We start from the raw sequence: 15,597 nt of genomic DNA, 5'->3' as shown, positions 1-15,597 counted from the left end.
CCTTCCGGAATGTCGTTCAGGCCTGGTGGTTCTCGAGGATCGCCACGATCTCGTCGAAGCCGCGCTCGCGCGCCAGCTCGACGGGGGGCACGCCCCACGGATCGGGCATGCCGGGCTTCGCGCCGTGGGCGAGCAGGAGCTCGACGATCTGCTGGCGGACCGGGCCGCCGTCGCCGAGGATGATGGTCTCGATCAGCGCGGTCCAGCCGAGGTTGTTGGTGAGGTTGACGTTGATGCGGGTGTTCTCGAGCAGGTAGCGCACGACCTCGAGATGACCCTTCTCGGCGGCCGGGGTCAGGCCGTTGCCGCCCATGCGCGTGAGGCGCTTGAGGTCGGCGCCGGCGTCGACCACCGTCTTCACCAGCTCCAGATCGTCGTTGATGCAGCCGTACAGGAACGGGTTCGAGCAGGTCTGATCCTGGGCGTCGATGTCCACGCCCTCGGCGATCAGCGCGCGCACCACCTCGAGGTGGCCGCCGCGGGCCGCACGCAGGATCGCGGAGGCCTCTTCGCGGTCCACCGCGTTCCGGTCGGCGCCGTCGGCGAGGGCGGCGCGGACGCCGTCCAGGTCTCCGGCGGCGGCGCTGTCGAGATAGCGCTCCTCGATCGTGGTCGCAGTGCTCATCGGTGATCTCCTTCGGTGAATGGTGAGGGTCGGGGGATGTCGAGGGCGAGGACGACGCCGAGGCGGATGCCGGTCAGCAGGTCGTACCCGGATGTGTGGCCGATCTCGGCCGTGTGCGCGGCGGCGCGGTGCATCGCCCGCTCGTCGCCGGCGATGATCGCGCCGACGAGATCGTGCAGGCGCGCCCGCGCGCGACCCTCGAGGGCGGCGCGCAGGGTGACGGCGCTGAGCAGCGTGGTGCGCTGCTCAGCGGATTCGGCGACGAGACGCAGCGGATGCCGCAGCGCGGTGAGCCCGAAGCCGGGGTGCGCGGCGACGAAGGCGAGTCCGGACAGCACGTCATCACCCGACGGGGTGAGGCCCTCGCCGAGGCCGAGCAGACGAAGCGCGGCCGCCGTCGTCGCCTCCGCCGCGTCCGGTTCGCCGTCGAGCAGGGCGCGCGCGGTGCGTGTCAGGCGACGGATGCCGGCGCTCAGGGCATCCGCCGCGAGTGCTCCGAACGGCGTGCTGGCGGCCGGCGAGGGCACCCCGTCCAGTACGGCCAGCGCGGCGGGGAGGCCGACGGGGACGCCGGCGTCGGGCGTGAGCGACCGGGCGCCATCCGGCGCGAGCAGAACCCGAACCAGCGCTCCGCCGGACAATGACAGCGCGTTCCTCGTGATCCGCACGTCGTCTCCGACTCGCGCCCCGCTCAGCGCCGACCAGTCCGCGGCGTGCAGGCGCACCGTCCACGGCGCGTCGTCGAGCGACTCGTGCGCCAACGCGATCAGACCGTCGCCGACGCGGAGGTTGACGACCCGGCCGTGCACCGAGTGCACCGCACCGCGCGTGCCGGCCGCGACGGCGACAGGGCCGGTGCTGTGCGGCTGGGCACGGCTGCCGCCTGAGAGCGTCTCCTCAAGCGCGGCATCCCAGCTGCTCGCGCTCAGCGCGACAGGGGTGGCGACGGGGGTCATCGTCTTCTCTCCGAGGCGTCCGCTTCGTTCGGGATGTCGAGGAAGGGGCGCTGTGAATGTCTTGGTTATAGGTATACCATTTGTCTGGATGGAATACCATCCTCGACTCTGGGATACCAAGTCGGCTCAACAAGGGAGACAGAATGCGTATCGTGGTGGCTCTGGGCGGCAACGCTCTCGCGCGGCGTGGCGAGCCGATGACCGCCGAGTATCTGCGGGCCAACGTCCGTTCCACGTGTGAGGCGCTCGCCTCGCTCGCGAGCGAGAACGAGATGGTCATCACGCACGGCAACGGGCCCCAGGTGGGCCTGCTCGCGCTGCAGAACCTCGCCTACCAGGACGTCGCCGCCTATCCGCTCGACATCCTCGGTGCCGAGACCCAGGGCATGATCGGCTACGTCGTCCAGCAGGAGCTGTCGAACGCGCTCAACGGTGCGCGCGAGGTGGCCGGCATCATCACCACCACGATCGTCGACGAGTCGGACCCCGCGTTCGAACGCCCCACCAAGCTCATCGGACCGCAGTACTCCGCGCACGACGCCGCGGAGGCGGCGGCGGAGTACCGATGGACGATCGCCAAGGACGGCAAGGCATTCCGCCGCGTCGTGCCCTCGCCCAACCCCCTCGCGATCGTGCAGGCCCCGCTGATCCGCCGGCTGCTCGAGGCCGGCAGCCTCGCGGTGTGCGTCGGCGGAGGAGGGGTGCCGGTTCGCGTGGACTCGAAGGGCCGTCACGTGGGCGTGCAGGCCGTCGTCGACAAGGACCTCGCATCCGCAGCGCTCGCCGCCGACATCGGCGCCGACACGCTGATCATGCTCACCGACGGCGACTACGTCAGCGAGAACTGGGGGACACCGGAGCAGCGCGACATCCACACCGCCTCCGCTGACGCCGTGGCCGCGATGACATTCGCCGAGGGCTCGATGCAGCCCAAGATCGACGCCGCCATCCGCGTGGCGCGCGCGGGTGGACGCACGCTGATCGGCCCGCTCGACCGGCTCGACGATCTGCTCGCCCGCCGGATCGGCACCGAGATCGTGCCGACGCTGAAGGAGGGCATCCGCTGGGTCGAGAAGACGCCGGCCAAGACCGCCTGACCGGCTTCTCTCCCGTCGGGATGCGAGGATGAGTGCGTGGGAAGAGCAGACGACCGGGAGCTGGAGTCCAGCAGGGTCGCGTCGTGGTTGCGCGACGCGATCCTCGACGGCGACCGGGAACCGGGCAGCAAGCTGATCGAACGCGACCTCGCGAGCGAGTTCGGCGTGAGCCGCGTGCCGGTGCGCGACGCCCTGAAGATGCTCGAGGCCGAGGGGCTCGTCGAGTTGCGGCCGCGCACCTGGGCCATCGTCCGCGAGTTCACGGCCGCCGACCTCGCCGATCTCGATGAGGTCCGCCAGGTGCTCGAGCCGATGGCGTTCCGCCTCGCCGCGGAGCGCCATCGCCGTGACGGACTGGATCGCCTGCAGCTCGCCCTGCAGGAGGAGCAGGACAGTGCCGCTCACGACGACCGGCTCATCTCGCGCCGCGCTGCCGCCGACTTCCACGAGATCGTCGTGGAACTCGCCGACAATCGGCTGCTGGCGGGCCTCATGCAGAGCATCCGCAGCCGCCTGCGCTGGTCGCTCGTGCAGCACGACGACCTCGTGCACATCGCCGACGAGCATGTCGCGCTGTTCGAGGCGATCCGCGACCGCGACGGCGACAGGGCCAGCAGGCTCGCGCACGCCCACGTCGACAGCAGCCGCCGCGAGCGGCTGTCGCACGCGGCATCGCTGCGTCTGCCCCCGGTATCCTTGCGGAATGACACGCCGCACTCTTGACCAGTCGTCGAAGCTGAGGAACGTTCTCTACGAGATCCGCGGCAAGGCACTGATCGAGGCGGCGCGGCTCGAGTCCGAGGGGCATCAGATCCTCAAGCTGAACACCGGCAACCCGGCGACCTTCGGCTTCGAGGCCCCGCACCAGATCGTGCGCGACATGCTCGCCGCCCTGCCGACCGCGCACGGCTACAGCGAGAGCAAGGGCGTGATCACGGCCCGACGCGCGGTCGTCAGCCGCTACGAGGAGATCGACGGCTTCCCGCGCTTCGACCCCGACGACGTGTTCCTGGGCAACGGCGTCTCCGAGCTGATCACGATGGTCATGCAGGCGCTGCTCGACGAGGGCGACGAGGTGCTCATCCCCGCCCCGGACTATCCGCTGTGGACGGCGATGACATCGCTCGCCGGCGGCACCCCGGTGCACTACCTCTGCGACGAGCAGAACGGCTGGCAGCCCGACCTCGAGGACATCCGATCGAAGGTGACGCCGCGCACCAAGGCGATCGTCGTCATCAACCCCAACAACCCCACCGGCGCGGTGTACTCCAGGGAGGTTCTCGAGGGCATCGTGCAGATCGCGCGGGAGAACGATCTGCTGCTGCTCTCCGACGAGATCTACGATCGCATCCTCTTCGACGAGGCGACCCACATCCCTACCGCCACCCTCGCCCCTGATCTGCTGTGTCTCACCTTCAACGGGCTGTCCAAGACCTACCGTGTGGCCGGCTACCGGTCGGGGTGGGTCGTCATCACGGGGCCGACCTCGCACGCACGCGGGTTCCTCGAGGGGATCACCCTGCTGGCATCCACTCGGCTGTGCCCGAACGTGCCGGCGCAGTACGCGGTGCAGGCTGCGCTCGGAGGGGTGCAGTCGATCGACTCACTGATCGCGCCGACCGGCCGACTGCACGAGCAGCGCGACATCGCATGGCGAGGACTCGAGGCCATCCCCGGCGTCAGCTGCGTGAAACCGGCGGGAGCGCTGTACGCATTCCCCCGGCTGGACCCCGAGGTGCACGAGATCCGCGACGACGAGAAGCTCGTCTACGACCTGCTCGTGTCGGAGAAGATCCTGCTGGTGCAGGGCACCGGGTTCAACTGGGCCACCCCCGACCACCTGCGCGTCGTCACGCTGCCGGAGGCGCGCGTGCTCAGCGAAGCCGTCGAGCGCCTCGGAAACTTCCTCGCGAGCTACCGCCAGTGACCTCCGCTCGGGCGCCGAGACCGGCGGCGACGCGTCGCACGGCGCTCACGAGCTGAGAGCGCGGCGAGACGTCCGCGATCGCTCTGGCGTGCAGCGCCGCGGCATCGGCCGCCCGCTGGTCGTGCGGAACGAAGGCGACGTCGTCGATGCCGGCGAAGCGGCTCAGCGTGCGACGGATCTGTCCTCTGGCGTCGATGCCGAGCGGACCGGGGCGTGCGCGGTTGGCCACGACCGTGACGGGGGTATCGCCCACGAGGTGACGCAGCTCGGTGTACCCGCGCAGGAACCGGCTGACGCCGAGCGGGTCGGCGCCGAGCACGGCGACCACGGCGTCGGCCTCGAGCAGCACGGCGGCGGTCGCGGCGTGCCGCTGCGGCGCATCGGGTCCGAGCTGATCGTCATCCTCGTCGAACGCGGCCGCGACGTCGACGACGATCTCGTCCTGCCAGTCACGGGCGACGGCGAGCGTGGCGCGCAGCCGCGCGGCGGCGAGCTCGGGCCATCGACTGGGGCGATTCAGCCCGCCGAGCACATCCAGCACGCCCGCCGATGTCTCCAGCGGCACGGCGAGGCGGGACAGCTCGGCGACGTCCAGACTGCCGAGCTGGGCGCGCCGGCACGCGGCCGCGAGACCGGGGGATTCATCGCCCAGCCCCAGCTGCAGCGCCACCGACGGAGCCACGCTGTCAGCGTCGACCAGCGCCGTGCGGCGCCCGGCCCGGATCAGCTCCACGGCGAGCTGGATGGCCATCGTGGTGCGCCCGGGGGCGCCGTGCGGCCCCCACACCGCGAGAACACGAGGCGGCCGGGCGGGATCGGAGGACCCGTCCGCGGTGGCGCCGGCGGTGATCGTGGCGAGGACCCGCGCTCCCGGTGTGTCGAACGGCAGCGGTGCGGGCAGGCCGAAGCGCGATGCGATCCGTGAGTCTGCCGCGCCGACCGGCACCACCCGCACGCCGGCGCGATCGCAGGCGCTGACCAGGTCGGATGTCAGCAGGGACCGGATCGGCGGGACGAGCAGCGCGTCGATGCCGCTCAGCTGCAGCGCGGGCACGGCGTCGTGTGGCACGACCGTGACCTGTGCCCCCTCGAGCTCGAGATCGGTCGCGAGCAGCGCCGCATCGGCGCCGTCGTCGACGATGATCAGGTTCATCGCGACCCCGCCCCCGTCGGGACGATCGAGATGGCGTCCCCGCCGGTGATCGCGGCCAGCACGTCGGCGACGTCGTCCCGGTCGACGACGACCTCGACGTCTGTGCGCGCTCCGGCGAGCATGCCGTCCTCCTCGGCGACGCGCGCGATGACCGCGTCCGCGACGAGGATCCGCGGCGCCTCGAATGCGCGTCCGTCCTCGAGCGGGGGAGCATGCCACAGCTCGACCACGGCCCCGCCCGTCACGTCGGCCGGCACGGCGGTGCTTCGGATCACCACGGATGTGGTGCGCAGGTCGTCCGGGTCGCCCACGGCGGCGAGCGGCACCAGCTCGCCGGCGGTGAGCGTGCGCACCGCGACAGCGCCCGACTCGAGGCTCTGCGGAGCGAGGTACGAGTCGCCGAGCGCGCCGAGCCCCACCTCGACGACCTGGAGCTCCGCGGAGCTGATCGTCTCACCGGGAAGCACCGTTCTCGTCGCCTGCAGGACCGGGGTGGTCTGGCGCGAGGTCGACACCAGCAGCCAGACGCCGGCGACCGACGCGACCACGAGCACGACGCCGATCAGGAATCGCAGATCGCCGAAGAACGCACGCGGGGAACGGGAGCGGATCATGCAGACATCGTCACAGAAGTCGGACGACCGCCGCCGAAGTTATCCACAGCGGCCGGTCGATGACGGCTTTCATGCCACGTCGGGGGAGAATGAATGCATGTCCCAGGCACCCAGAGACACTCCGCGCTTCCTCGCGCCCGCGCAGGTGGCGGAGCTTCTCAGCATCGAGGTCGACGAAGTCATCGACCTCGTGCACGAGGGGCGTCTGCGGGGCTCGCAGGTCGGATCGCCGCCCCGCTGGCGGGTGGAGCACGCCAGCCTCCCCGATTACCTCGACGCGCAGTCCGAGGAGGCGCGCCGGATGGCGCTCTGGCGGCAGTCCAATGAGGCCAGCTTCCCCGAGGTCTGGGGAACCGCGCCGCTGCGCAGGGACTGACCTCGCTCGCTCGCCGCCGCCGTCCGCTCAGACGACGCCCGACGCGTCTTCCACGCGCACCCAGCTGAGCGAGACGAACGGGATGCTGCGGAATCCGCGCACCGAGCGCACGCGCCGCGGCTCGTGCGGATCGTGCAGCGCGAGATCGAGATGATCCGCGCCCGCGCGGTCGATCGTGCCGTGCTGAGGATCCCCGGAGCGCCTGCCGACCGTGACCGCCACGCGCCGCCGCGCGAGATCGCGCAGCACGAACCCGAGCGTCATCCGCCCGCGCAGGCCGCTGTCCGGTGCACCGGGGGAGAGACTGGCGAGCAGGGTCCCGTGGTCGACCGCGAGCGACTCGATCGCATCCAACGGGGCGATCCGCATCCGCGAGTCCCCGCCCGCGCTCACGCCGACCCAGTCGGCGCCGACGACGCGCAGCACGGCATCCCACCGCTCACCGCCCGCCAGTTCGAGCATCATCCTGCCCTCGGTCGCGCTCATCGCCCGCAGGCGGTCATGCAGTGTCAGCTTCGAGATGCGCAGCCGCTCGGACTCGGCATCCAGCGCCGCGCGCTCGGCCTCCCACTCGGCCGCGAGCTGGCCCTCGAGGTCATCGAAGAGATGCTCCCATTCCACGCTGTCGACAGTAGAGGAGAACACATCCGGACGATGCGGGTTATCCACAGCCGGGTGCGAACACCCTCGGCACAGCAGACGCCCTGTGTTATTTTCGTGGGGTTCGCTACGAAGATGAGCAGCACCACGCGCCGGGGGGTATCGCGCAATGACGACGACGTTGAACGAGTACTTCGCTCCGCAGCCGACCTCGGCGGCCGAGCTGCCCGATCCGGTGCCGCTGCTGCGCAGCCTGACGCAGGGGGCTCTGGAGGTCCTCGCCGGTGTGCGCGAGGTCGATCAGCTCGCGCGATGGTTCAGCGAAGACGCGTTCCGCGCCCTGGTCACCCGAGCGAACCTGTCGGCCCGCGCGCGCAGCGCCCGCAACCAGGCTCCCACGCGACCCAGCTTCCAGATCCTCTCGATTCGCGAGAGCGCCCCGGTCGACAACGTCATCGAGGCGGTCGTGGTAGTAGCGGGGCCCGGACGCACGCGAGCGGTGGCGATCCGGCTGGAGGGCTTCGACGGGCGCTGGCGGGCCAGCTCCCTCGCCATCCTCTGAATGCGTCTCCGCGCGCCAGTAGGCTGAATCCGTGTCAACACTCAGCGACCTCGTCCACGCCCAGGGTCTCCTCACGGATGCCGATGTCGAATGGCTGCACCGCCTGGCCGGCGACGGCCAGCTGCTGGCCGACCTCGCCTCCGCCGACATGGTGATCTGGATCAAGACCTCCGACGGCTCGTTCATCGCGGTCACCCATTCGCGCCCCAGCGGCGCCGCCACGCTGTTCTACCGTGATCTCGTCGGCGAGAAGGTCCGCCCGCAGTGGCGCACCCAGGTGCAGGCGGCCTCCGAATCCGGGACGATCGTCGACTCGTCCTCACCGGACTGGTTCGAGGAGACCCCCACCCGCGTCCGCGCCGTGCCGATCCGCCGCCGCGAGGGCAACGACGAGGGCGAGATCATCGGGGTCCTGACCCGGCACACCAACCTCGGCGAGGTGCGGATGCCGTCGCGCCAGCAGATCAGCTTCGACGAGTGCGCGAACGACCTGTTCCACATGATCGCCTCCGGAGAGTTCCCCGATCTGTCCGCTCCCACCGCGCCGCGCCGCGGTGCGCCGCGCGCCTCCGACGGACTGATCCGGCTCGACGTCGACGGCATCACGACGTTCGCGAGCCCCAACGCGCTGTCCGCGTTCAATCGGATGGGCTTCGACGACGAGCTCGAGGGGGAGTCGCTGGCCGAGGTCACCACGCGGCTCGTCCCTCCGTCGCGTCAGGTCGACGAGTCGCTGCCCGTGGTGGTGACCGGCCGGGCTCCGTGGCGCACCGACATGGAGGCGCGTGGCGTCACCGTGTCGCTTCGAGCCATCCCGCTCAAGGATCGCGGCACCCGCATCGGCGCCATCGTGCTGTGCCGCGACGTGTCGGAGCTGCGTCACCAGGAGCAGGAGCTGATCACCAAGGATGCGACGATCCGCGAGATCCACCATCGAGTGAAGAACAACCTGCAGACGGTCGCCTCGCTGCTGCGCATCCAGGCGCGGCGCACGCATTCGGACGAGGCGCGTGAGGCGCTCACCCAGGCGATGCGAAGGGTCGAGTCGATCGCCGTCGTGCACGACACGCTGGCCAGTGGGCTCGCTCAGACCGTGGACTTCGACGAGGTCTTCGACCGCGTGCTCAAGCTCGTCGCAGAGGTCGCCGCCGCGCCCAACACGCGCGCACGCACGCAGCTCGAGGGGCGCTTCGGCGTGCTGCCGAGCGAATACGCGACACCGCTGGCGCTCGCGCTCACCGAGGTGGTGACCAACGCCGTCGAGCACGGGCTCGCGGGCCAGGAGGGCATCGTGCGCATCGAGGCGACCCGCACCTCGGAGCTGCTGCGCGTGACCGTGGCGGACACCGGGCACGGTCTGCCCGAGGGACGGGTGGGTCAGGGGCTCGGCACGCAGATCGTGCGCACGCTGATCCAGGGCGAGCTCAGCGGCAGCATCGAGTGGAAGGGTGCGGAGGGAGAGGGCACCGAGGTGATCATCGAGATCCCGATGCGCTGGATCTCCGTCTGACCCTCGTCCCGCCGCGAGCCGCCGGCACACGGATGAGCGCCGGTCATCCCGCAGGATGACCGGCGCTCATCCGATCGTGTGCGCTCGGAGCCCCGAGCGGAGCGGCTGCGTCAGCCGGCGCGGCGTGCGCGGGCCGCGCGGCGCTTGAGCGCGCGGCGCTCGTCTTCGGACAGACCGCCCCACACGCCCGAGTCCTGGCCGGACTCGAGGGCGTACTGCAGGCAGATCTCCGTGACGGTGCAGGTGGCGCAGACGGCCTTGGCCTTCTCGATCTGATCGACAGCGGGGCCGGTGTTCCCGACGGGGAAGAACAGCTCGGGGTCGACGGTCAGGCAGGCTGCTTTATCGCGCCAGTCCATACGGGGGCTCCTCAGAGATAGGTGTTTCGGTGCGGGGCGCCGTTCTCGCGGCGCGCAGATCGGGTGAGCGGATCGGGGTCGGCTACCCTGGTGATGCGGGCGATCGCCCGCCCCACTCCGATGTGGGAGCACATGGCTTGTTCCATTGTGTTACAGAAACCATCTGAAATCAAGGGTTTTTCCACAGCTCTTGAGAGGAGTCCCCGTGCGCACTTCCGGCCCGACCATCGCCGCAGCCATCGTGCTCGCCCTCGAGGCGATCGCCCTCGGGGTGGTCTGCATCATCGAGCTGCTGGCACTGGGGGCGGGCGAGGCATCGTCGACCGTCGGCGGCATCGCGCTCATCGTGCTCACACTGATCGCGGCCGGCGCCCTCGGTGCGTTCGCGTGGGGCACCCTGCGTCGCGCCTCGTGGGCGCGGTCGGGGGGAGTGGTGTTCCAGGTCCTCGGTGTCGCCCTCGGGCTGGCATCCCTCAGCCTGGAGCCGAAGGTGTGGCTGTTCACGCTCGGCGTCGGCGGGACGGCACTGATCGGTCTGGTGCTGCTGATCACCGCGACGCGGCGCGACGGGGAGTCGGACCCGCGGCTGCACCGTGGCGCAGAACCGAGCGCTCGGGACTGAGCCCGAGCCGGAGGGCCGAGCGAGACACCGAGCCCTGACCTCAGGCGTCGATGCCGAGGATCTTGCGCAGTCGGGCGACGTGACCGGTCGCCTTCACGTTGTACTGGGCCGCGCTGATCGTGCCCTGCTCGTCGATGACGAAGGTGGAGCGGATGACGCCTTCGACGACCTTGCCGTAGTTCATCTTCTCGCCCCACACGCCGTACGCCAGGTGCACCGCGTGGTCGGGGTCGCTGAGCAGCGTGAAGGTGAGCCCGTCGCGCTCGCGGAACGCGCGCAGCTTCTCGGGCTCGTCACGGGAGACGCCGACCACGGTGTACCCGGCGGCCTGCAGCGATGAGATGCTGTCGCGGAAGTCGCACGCCTGCGTCGTGCAGCCCGGAGTCATCGCCGCCGGGTAGAAGTACAGGATGACCTTCTGGCCGCGCAGATCGGCGAGCGAGACGGCCCTGCCGTCCTGATCGAGAAGCGAGAAGTCGGGGGCGGGGGTACCGGGTTCCAGGCGAGTCGTCACCCGGCCAGCCTATCCGGCGAAGGTGGCCAGCAGTCGCTGCAGAGACTCCAGGCGAGCCTGTCCCGTCTCGCTCAGCTCGCCGTCGGCCGCGGCTTCGTTCAACGCGCAGTCCTCCGCGTCGGCCAGGTGCGTGCATCCGCGCGGGCAGTCCGCGGCGATCTGCGCGAGCTCGGTGTACGCGGTGAGGATGTTGGCGGGATCGACGTGTCCGAGCCCGAACGAGCGGACACCGGGGGTGTCGATCACCCACCCGCTGCCCGCGGCGCCGACGTAGCGCAGCGACACGGTCGACGACGACGTGTGCCGGCCGCGGCCGGTGACCTCGTTGACGTGTCCGGTCGCGCGGTGCGCGTCGGGGACCAGCGCGTTCACCAGCGTCGACTTGCCCACCCCGGAGTGACCGACGAACACCGTGGAGTGGCCCACGAGGGCCTCGCCGATCTCGTCGACGGGCATCTGCCCTCGCGCGCTGGTGAACACCGTCAGATCCAGGCCATCGAAGTGGGAGAGGAAGTCGGCGGGGTCGGCGAGATCGGTCTTCGTCACGACGAGCAGCGGGCGGATGCCGGCATCCAGCGCCGCGACGAGGTATCTGTCCACCAGGCGCGCTCGCGGCTCGGGATCCGCCGCCGCCACGACCACGAGCATCTGATCGGCGTTCGCGACGATGACCCGCTCGACCTGGTCGGTGTCGTCGGCGCTGCGGCGCAGCAGCGAGGTGCGCTCGACGATGCTCACGATGCGGCCGAGGGTGCCCTCGTCGCCCGACAGGTCGCCGACCACGCGGGCGCGGTCCCCGGTCACGATCGGCGTGCGTCGCAGCTCGCGGGCCCTCGCCGCGGTGATCATGCGCTCGTCGGCGGTGTCCTCGTCGAGCAGCACGCTGTACCGGCCGCGATCGACTCCGAGGATGCGTCCGATGACCGCATCGTCGTGGGCGGGGCGGCGTTTGGTGCGCGGGCGATTCGCCTTCGGGTTGGGGCGGGTGCGGATGCGGCTCTCGTCGAAGTCCTCGACATCGTCGAGGTCGTCGTCGCCGAGCCAGCTCACGCGATGGCGCCCGTCAGCATGCGCTCCCACAGCTGGGTGAACTCGGGCAGCGTCTTCGCGGTCGTGCCGATGTCGTCGATCTCGACCTCCGGGACACGCAGGCCGATGAGCGCGCCGGTGGTCGCCATCCGGTGATCGTGGTGCGCCGGCCAGACACCGCCGCGCAGCGGCCGCGGGATGATGCGCAGGCCGTCGGGCAGCTCCTCCGCCTCCCCGCCGAGGGCGCGGAGGTTGTTCACGAGCGCCGCGATCCGGTCGGTCTCGTGCGTGCGGATGTGCGCGACGCCGCGGATGGTGGTGGGGCCGTCGGCGAAGGCGGCGAGACCGACGATGGTCGGGGTCAGCTCGCTCGCCGCCGACAGGTCGATGTCCAGGCCCCGGATTCCGTCGCCGGCGCGCACCGTGAGCGCACCGCCGTGCCGGCTGGTGTGGGCGCCGAGGGCATGCAGGATGTCGGGCAGCAGGGCCCCCGGCTGGGTGGAGTGCAGCGGCCAGCCGGTCACCGTGACCTCTCCGCCGGTCACCAGCGCTGCGGCGAGGAACGGCGCGGCATTGGACAGGTCGGGTTCGATCGCGATGTCCTTCGCCCTCGGCACGCCCGCCTCGACGAGCCACTCGCCCGCGGCGGGACGCTCGATGCGGATGCCCCGTCGGCTGAGCGACTCGATCGTCATGTCGATGTGGGGCAGGCTCGGCAGGTGCTCGCCGGTGTGCACGAGGTGCAGTCCGACGTCGAAGCGTGGCGCGGCGAGCAGCAGCCCCGAGACGAACTGGCTGGACCCGGAGGCGTCGATCTCGACCCTGCCCCCGCGGATGCGCCCGTGCCCGCGCACGGTGAACGGCAGCGACCAGGTGCCCTCGTCGTCGATGTCGACGCCCAGATCGCGCAGCCCGGTGATCAGCGCGCCCATCGGACGGTGCAGGGCGCTCTCATGTGCGGTCAGGTGCACCTCGTCGTCGGCGAGCCCGGCGAGCGGAGCGACGAAGCGCATCACGGTTCCGGCCTGGCCGCAGTCGACCGTCACCCCGCCACGCAGACGGCCGGGCGTGATGAGGAGGTCGGGGCCGAAGTCGCCGTCGGACGGCTCCTCCTCGATACCCACTCCGAGCTGGCGCAGCGCCTCGATCATGCGTCGGGAGTCGTCCGAGTGCAGCGGACGGATCAGCCGGCCCGGTCCGTCGGCGATCGCGGCGATCACCAGTTCGCGGTTGGTGAGCGACTTCGAGCCGGGGACGGTGACGGACGCGCGCACGGCGTGCTCGGCGACCGGGGCGACGTACCGGCCTCGAGCGGGTGCAGGGGAATACCGTTCAGTGCTCATCGGTTCTAAGCCTAGTGAAGCCTGCGACAGACGGAGAGGAGAAGACACATGACGGCGAGTGCCCTGCGCGACCGCACCGACGATGTCTCTGCTGACGACGTGCTCTCCCGCCTAGACTGGCCGGTGATGGACGAGACAGCTTCCCGCGATCCTCGACGCGACTTCGAGGAGCAGGCGATCCCCTTCATGGATCAGCTCTACGCGGCAGCCATGCGCATGACGCGCAACCCGGCCGACGCTGCCGATCTCGTGCAGGAGACCTTCGTGAAGGCCTACGGCGCGTGGTCGACGTTCACGCAGGGGACGAACCTGAAGGCGTGGCTGTACCGCATCCTCACCAACACGTACATCAACCTCTATCGCAAGCGTCAGCGCGAGCCGTTCCAGAGCGCGATCGACGACCTGGAGGACTGGCAGCTCGGCGGCGCCGAGTCGACGACGGCATCGCACAGCCGCTCGGCCGAGGCGGAGGCGATCGACCACATGCCGGCGTCGGTCGTGAAGGATGCCCTGCAGGAGGTGCCCGAGGACTTCCGCCTCGCGGTCTACCTCGCCGACGTCGAGGGATTCTCCTACCAGGAGATCGCCGACATCATGAAGACCCCCATCGGCACCGTGATGAGCCGTCTGCATCGTGGCAGGCGCATGCTCCGCGAGCTGCTGGCCGACTACGCCGCTGAACGGGGAATCCGCGCGGCCGAACCGAGGAGCAGAAAATGAGCGACTGCGGCTGCGAGAAGGCGCGCCGGGATCTGGAGGAGTACCTCCGCAACGAGGTCTGCCGTACCGCGCACACCGAGATCCGCGAGCATCTCGAGAACTGCGAGGCGTGCAAGGACGAGGCGCTGGTGGCGAAGACCCTCACCGATGTCGTGGCACGCGCCTGCAAGGAGATCGCGCCCGAAGAGCTGCGCGATCAGGTGCTCGCCCGTCTGCGGGCCGCGCAGGCGACGCACTGAGGGCGAGATCGCGTCCCTCTAGGCTGGGTGGATGACCGCACCGGAAGAGACCATCATCTCCGTCGACCCGGATTCGCAGCGCCGCCTGCGCGAGAGGGGCCTGGACTATCGCATCGCCGACATGGCGGTGCATGCCGACGCGGAGGGCTTCCTCCGCGCCGACTCGCGTGGCTTCCTCGATGAGGATCCCACCGACGCCGAGCTGGCGCAGGCGCGGGAGACGATGCGCGCACGGCGCAACATCGGCGTCTACGATCCGGCGGCCGGAACCTGGCCGATCGCGACGGTCAACAGCTGGGTGACACCGCTCACCCTCCCCGGTGGGGAGGTCGACATGTGGGCGATCAGCTCGGTGACCGTGGCGGGCACCCATCGTCGACGAGGCATCGCGCGAGACCTGCTCGAGGGCGAGCTGCGAGCGGCCGCGCGGGCCGGTGCGCCGCTCGCCGGGCTCACCGCATCCGAGGCGACGATCTACGGCCGATACGGGTTCGGCCCCGCGGTGCCCGTGATGCGGTTCACCCTCGACACGGCACGCGCCGGCTGGGCCGGCGGGGAGGCATCGGCGGGGCGCCTCGTCTACGCCGACAAGCAGACCCTCGCCGACGATCTCGAGCGGCTGCACGAGGCATCGCGCTCGCACCGCTCCGGGCAGATCGCGGGGTGGCGCGGGAGGTGGCAGCGCATGGCGGGCCTCGCTGCGGGGGACAAGGAGGCCGCCGCCGTGCGCGGTGTGCGGTTCATCGATGCGGACGGCGCCGTGCAGGGCGCCATGGCGTACACCCTCGCCGAGCTTCCGGGCGGGTTCCGCTCGGAGATGCGGATCCGCTCGATCATCACGGCCTCCGACGAGGCGCTGCGCGCGATCTGGCGCTTCGTCGTGCAGCACGATCTGGTCACCACGGCCCGCGTCGACCTGCGTCCCCTCGACGACCCGCTGCCGTGGCTGGTGGCGGACCAGAGGGCGGTCACCGCCGAGGTGCACGACCACGGGTGGCTGCGGGTGCTCGACATCGAGGCCGCGCTCGGCGCACGCACCTACAGCGCGCCGCTCGACATCGTGCTGCGCGTCGAGGACCCGCTCGGGTTCGCTGCCGGCGACTGGCGCATCAGGATCGACGAGAGCGGCCGGTGCCGGATCGCCGCGACGTCGGATTCGCCGGACGTCACGCTCGGCGTCGTCGAGCTCTCGACGATCTACGCCGGGGGAGTGTCCGCGTCACAGCTCGCCGCAGCCGGCCGGGTGCACGGCGACGGCGACGCGCTGAGCGCGCTCTCGCGTGCGTTCCTGACCGCCCCGGCGGTCCTGCTCGGCATCTGGTACTGACCGGCAGCAAAAGACGGGAAAGGC

Annotated in this window: 20 protein-coding genes; 10 read left to right on the top strand and 10 right to left on the bottom strand. The window is 70.7% G+C overall.

The window, feature by feature from the left end; translation table 11 throughout:
* Positions 1-16: 16 nt before the first annotated feature.
* Both BFN01_RS03150 and BFN01_RS03145 read right to left on the bottom strand, forming a co-directional pair.
* On the bottom strand, positions 17-625 hold the full coding sequence (locus tag BFN01_RS03150; protein WP_071641475.1) for an ankyrin repeat domain-containing protein: 609 nt from the start codon (positions 623-625) through the stop codon (positions 17-19).
* Positions 622-1,581, bottom strand: a complete 960-nt coding sequence (locus BFN01_RS03145; protein ID WP_071641473.1) for a DUF2877 domain-containing protein — start codon at positions 1,579-1,581, stop codon at positions 622-624. The genes BFN01_RS03150 and BFN01_RS03145 overlap by 4 nt, the downstream gene beginning before the upstream one ends.
* 143 nt (positions 1,582-1,724) lie before the next feature.
* Between BFN01_RS03145 and BFN01_RS03140 the strand changes: the two genes are divergently transcribed.
* From BFN01_RS03140 to BFN01_RS03130, 3 genes are read left to right on the top strand one after another with little or no spacing between them, the layout of a single operon-like run.
* Positions 1,725-2,678 (top strand): carbamate kinase, encoded by a 954-nt coding sequence (locus tag BFN01_RS03140; RefSeq protein WP_071641471.1) that lies wholly within the window; start codon positions 1,725-1,727, stop codon positions 2,676-2,678.
* 36 nt (positions 2,679-2,714) lie between these two features.
* Complete coding sequence (locus BFN01_RS03135; protein ID WP_071641470.1) at positions 2,715-3,401, top strand: GntR family transcriptional regulator; 687 nt, start codon at positions 2,715-2,717, stop codon at positions 3,399-3,401.
* Entirely contained in the window at positions 3,382-4,605 is a 1,224-nt protein-coding gene (locus tag BFN01_RS03130; protein ID WP_071641467.1) for a pyridoxal phosphate-dependent aminotransferase, read from the top strand. The genes BFN01_RS03135 and BFN01_RS03130 overlap by 20 nt, the downstream gene beginning before the upstream one ends.
* Here the strand turns inward: BFN01_RS03130 and BFN01_RS03125 are convergent.
* Both BFN01_RS03125 and BFN01_RS03120 read right to left on the bottom strand, forming a co-directional pair.
* Positions 4,553-5,758, bottom strand: coding sequence for a hypothetical protein (locus BFN01_RS03125; RefSeq protein WP_071641465.1), 1,206 nt, complete (start codon positions 5,756-5,758; stop codon positions 4,553-4,555). The genes BFN01_RS03130 and BFN01_RS03125 overlap by 53 nt on opposite strands.
* A complete protein-coding gene (locus tag BFN01_RS03120; protein ID WP_071641463.1) occupies positions 5,755-6,372 on the bottom strand; it encodes an SAF domain-containing protein in 618 nt (205 codons plus the stop codon). The genes BFN01_RS03125 and BFN01_RS03120 overlap by 4 nt, the downstream gene beginning before the upstream one ends.
* A gap of 97 nt (positions 6,373-6,469) precedes the next feature.
* Between BFN01_RS03120 and BFN01_RS03115 the strand changes: the two genes are divergently transcribed.
* Positions 6,470-6,748, top strand: coding sequence for a helix-turn-helix domain-containing protein (locus BFN01_RS03115; protein ID WP_071641461.1), 279 nt, complete (start codon positions 6,470-6,472; stop codon positions 6,746-6,748).
* Positions 6,749-6,775: 27 nt separating this feature from the next.
* On the opposite strand, the gene BFN01_RS03110 is transcribed toward BFN01_RS03115, so the two are convergent.
* The gene (locus tag BFN01_RS03110) at positions 6,776-7,393 is read right to left on the bottom strand and encodes a hypothetical protein (RefSeq protein WP_256221011.1); all 618 of its coding nucleotides are present in this window, start codon (positions 7,391-7,393) and stop codon (positions 6,776-6,778) included.
* Between the two features lie 124 nt (positions 7,394-7,517).
* On the opposite strand from BFN01_RS03110, the gene BFN01_RS03105 reads away from it, so the two are divergent.
* Both BFN01_RS03105 and BFN01_RS03100 read left to right on the top strand, forming a co-directional pair.
* Positions 7,518-7,910, top strand: a complete 393-nt coding sequence (locus BFN01_RS03105) for an Rv3235 family protein (protein WP_071641457.1) — start codon at positions 7,518-7,520, stop codon at positions 7,908-7,910.
* Positions 7,911-7,941: 31 nt separating this feature from the next.
* Positions 7,942-9,420, top strand: a complete 1,479-nt coding sequence (locus tag BFN01_RS03100; RefSeq protein ID WP_071641455.1) for a sensor histidine kinase — start codon at positions 7,942-7,944, stop codon at positions 9,418-9,420.
* 110 nt (positions 9,421-9,530) lie between these two features.
* Here the strand turns inward: BFN01_RS03100 and BFN01_RS03095 are convergent, their stop codons facing one another.
* Together BFN01_RS03095 and BFN01_RS15725 are read right to left on the bottom strand one after the other, a co-directional pair.
* Positions 9,531-9,779, bottom strand: a complete 249-nt coding sequence (locus BFN01_RS03095; protein ID WP_071641453.1) for a WhiB family transcriptional regulator — start codon at positions 9,777-9,779, stop codon at positions 9,531-9,533.
* An 11-nt stretch (positions 9,780-9,790) separates the two neighbouring features.
* Positions 9,791-9,913 carry a hypothetical protein gene (locus BFN01_RS15725; RefSeq protein ID WP_256221010.1) on the bottom strand — a complete coding sequence of 41 codons (123 nt, stop codon included), beginning with the start codon at positions 9,911-9,913 and terminating at the stop codon, positions 9,791-9,793.
* Positions 9,914-9,984: 71 nt separating this feature from the next.
* Here BFN01_RS15725 and BFN01_RS03090 point away from each other — a divergent pair, with 71 nt between their 5' ends.
* Complete coding sequence (locus BFN01_RS03090) at positions 9,985-10,401, top strand: hypothetical protein (protein ID WP_071641451.1); 417 nt, start codon at positions 9,985-9,987, stop codon at positions 10,399-10,401.
* A gap of 40 nt (positions 10,402-10,441) precedes the next feature.
* Here BFN01_RS03090 and bcp read toward each other — a convergent pair whose 3' ends face one another.
* The 3 genes from bcp to aroA are packed head-to-tail and all read right to left on the bottom strand — an operon-like array spanning position 10,442 to position 13,287.
* The gene (bcp, locus tag BFN01_RS03085) at positions 10,442-10,915 is read right to left on the bottom strand and encodes a thioredoxin-dependent thiol peroxidase (RefSeq protein ID WP_071641449.1); all 474 of its coding nucleotides are present in this window, start codon (positions 10,913-10,915) and stop codon (positions 10,442-10,444) included.
* Between the two features lie 9 nt (positions 10,916-10,924).
* A complete protein-coding gene (rsgA, locus tag BFN01_RS03080) occupies positions 10,925-11,965 on the bottom strand; it encodes a ribosome small subunit-dependent GTPase A (RefSeq protein WP_071641447.1) in 1,041 nt (346 codons plus the stop codon).
* Positions 11,962-13,287: a 3-phosphoshikimate 1-carboxyvinyltransferase gene (aroA, locus tag BFN01_RS03075; RefSeq protein WP_071641444.1), complete on the bottom strand. Its 1,326-nt coding sequence runs from the start codon at positions 13,285-13,287 to the stop codon at positions 11,962-11,964. Before aroA ends, rsgA begins: the two co-directional genes overlap by 4 nt.
* Before the next feature lie 48 nt (positions 13,288-13,335).
* Between aroA and BFN01_RS03070 the strand changes: the two genes are divergently transcribed.
* The 3 genes from BFN01_RS03070 to BFN01_RS03060 are packed head-to-tail and all read left to right on the top strand — an operon-like array spanning position 13,336 to position 15,573.
* Positions 13,336-14,007, top strand: a complete 672-nt coding sequence (locus tag BFN01_RS03070; protein WP_071641442.1) for a sigma-70 family RNA polymerase sigma factor — start codon at positions 13,336-13,338, stop codon at positions 14,005-14,007.
* A complete protein-coding gene (locus BFN01_RS03065; RefSeq protein ID WP_071641440.1) occupies positions 14,004-14,246 on the top strand; it encodes a zf-HC2 domain-containing protein in 243 nt (80 codons plus the stop codon). The genes BFN01_RS03070 and BFN01_RS03065 overlap by 4 nt, the downstream gene beginning before the upstream one ends.
* Positions 14,247-14,277: 31 nt before the next feature.
* Positions 14,278-15,573, top strand: coding sequence for a GNAT family N-acetyltransferase (locus BFN01_RS03060; protein ID WP_071641438.1), 1,296 nt, complete (start codon positions 14,278-14,280; stop codon positions 15,571-15,573).
* Positions 15,574-15,597: the final 24 nt, after the last annotated feature.

It is taken from the genome of Microbacterium sp. AR7-10 (assembly GCF_001878835.1).
GTDB lineage: Bacteria > Actinomycetota > Actinomycetes > Actinomycetales > Microbacteriaceae > Microbacterium > Microbacterium commune.
Note: the sequence above shows the minus strand (reverse complement) of the source record. Positions and strands in the feature narration are given on the sequence as shown.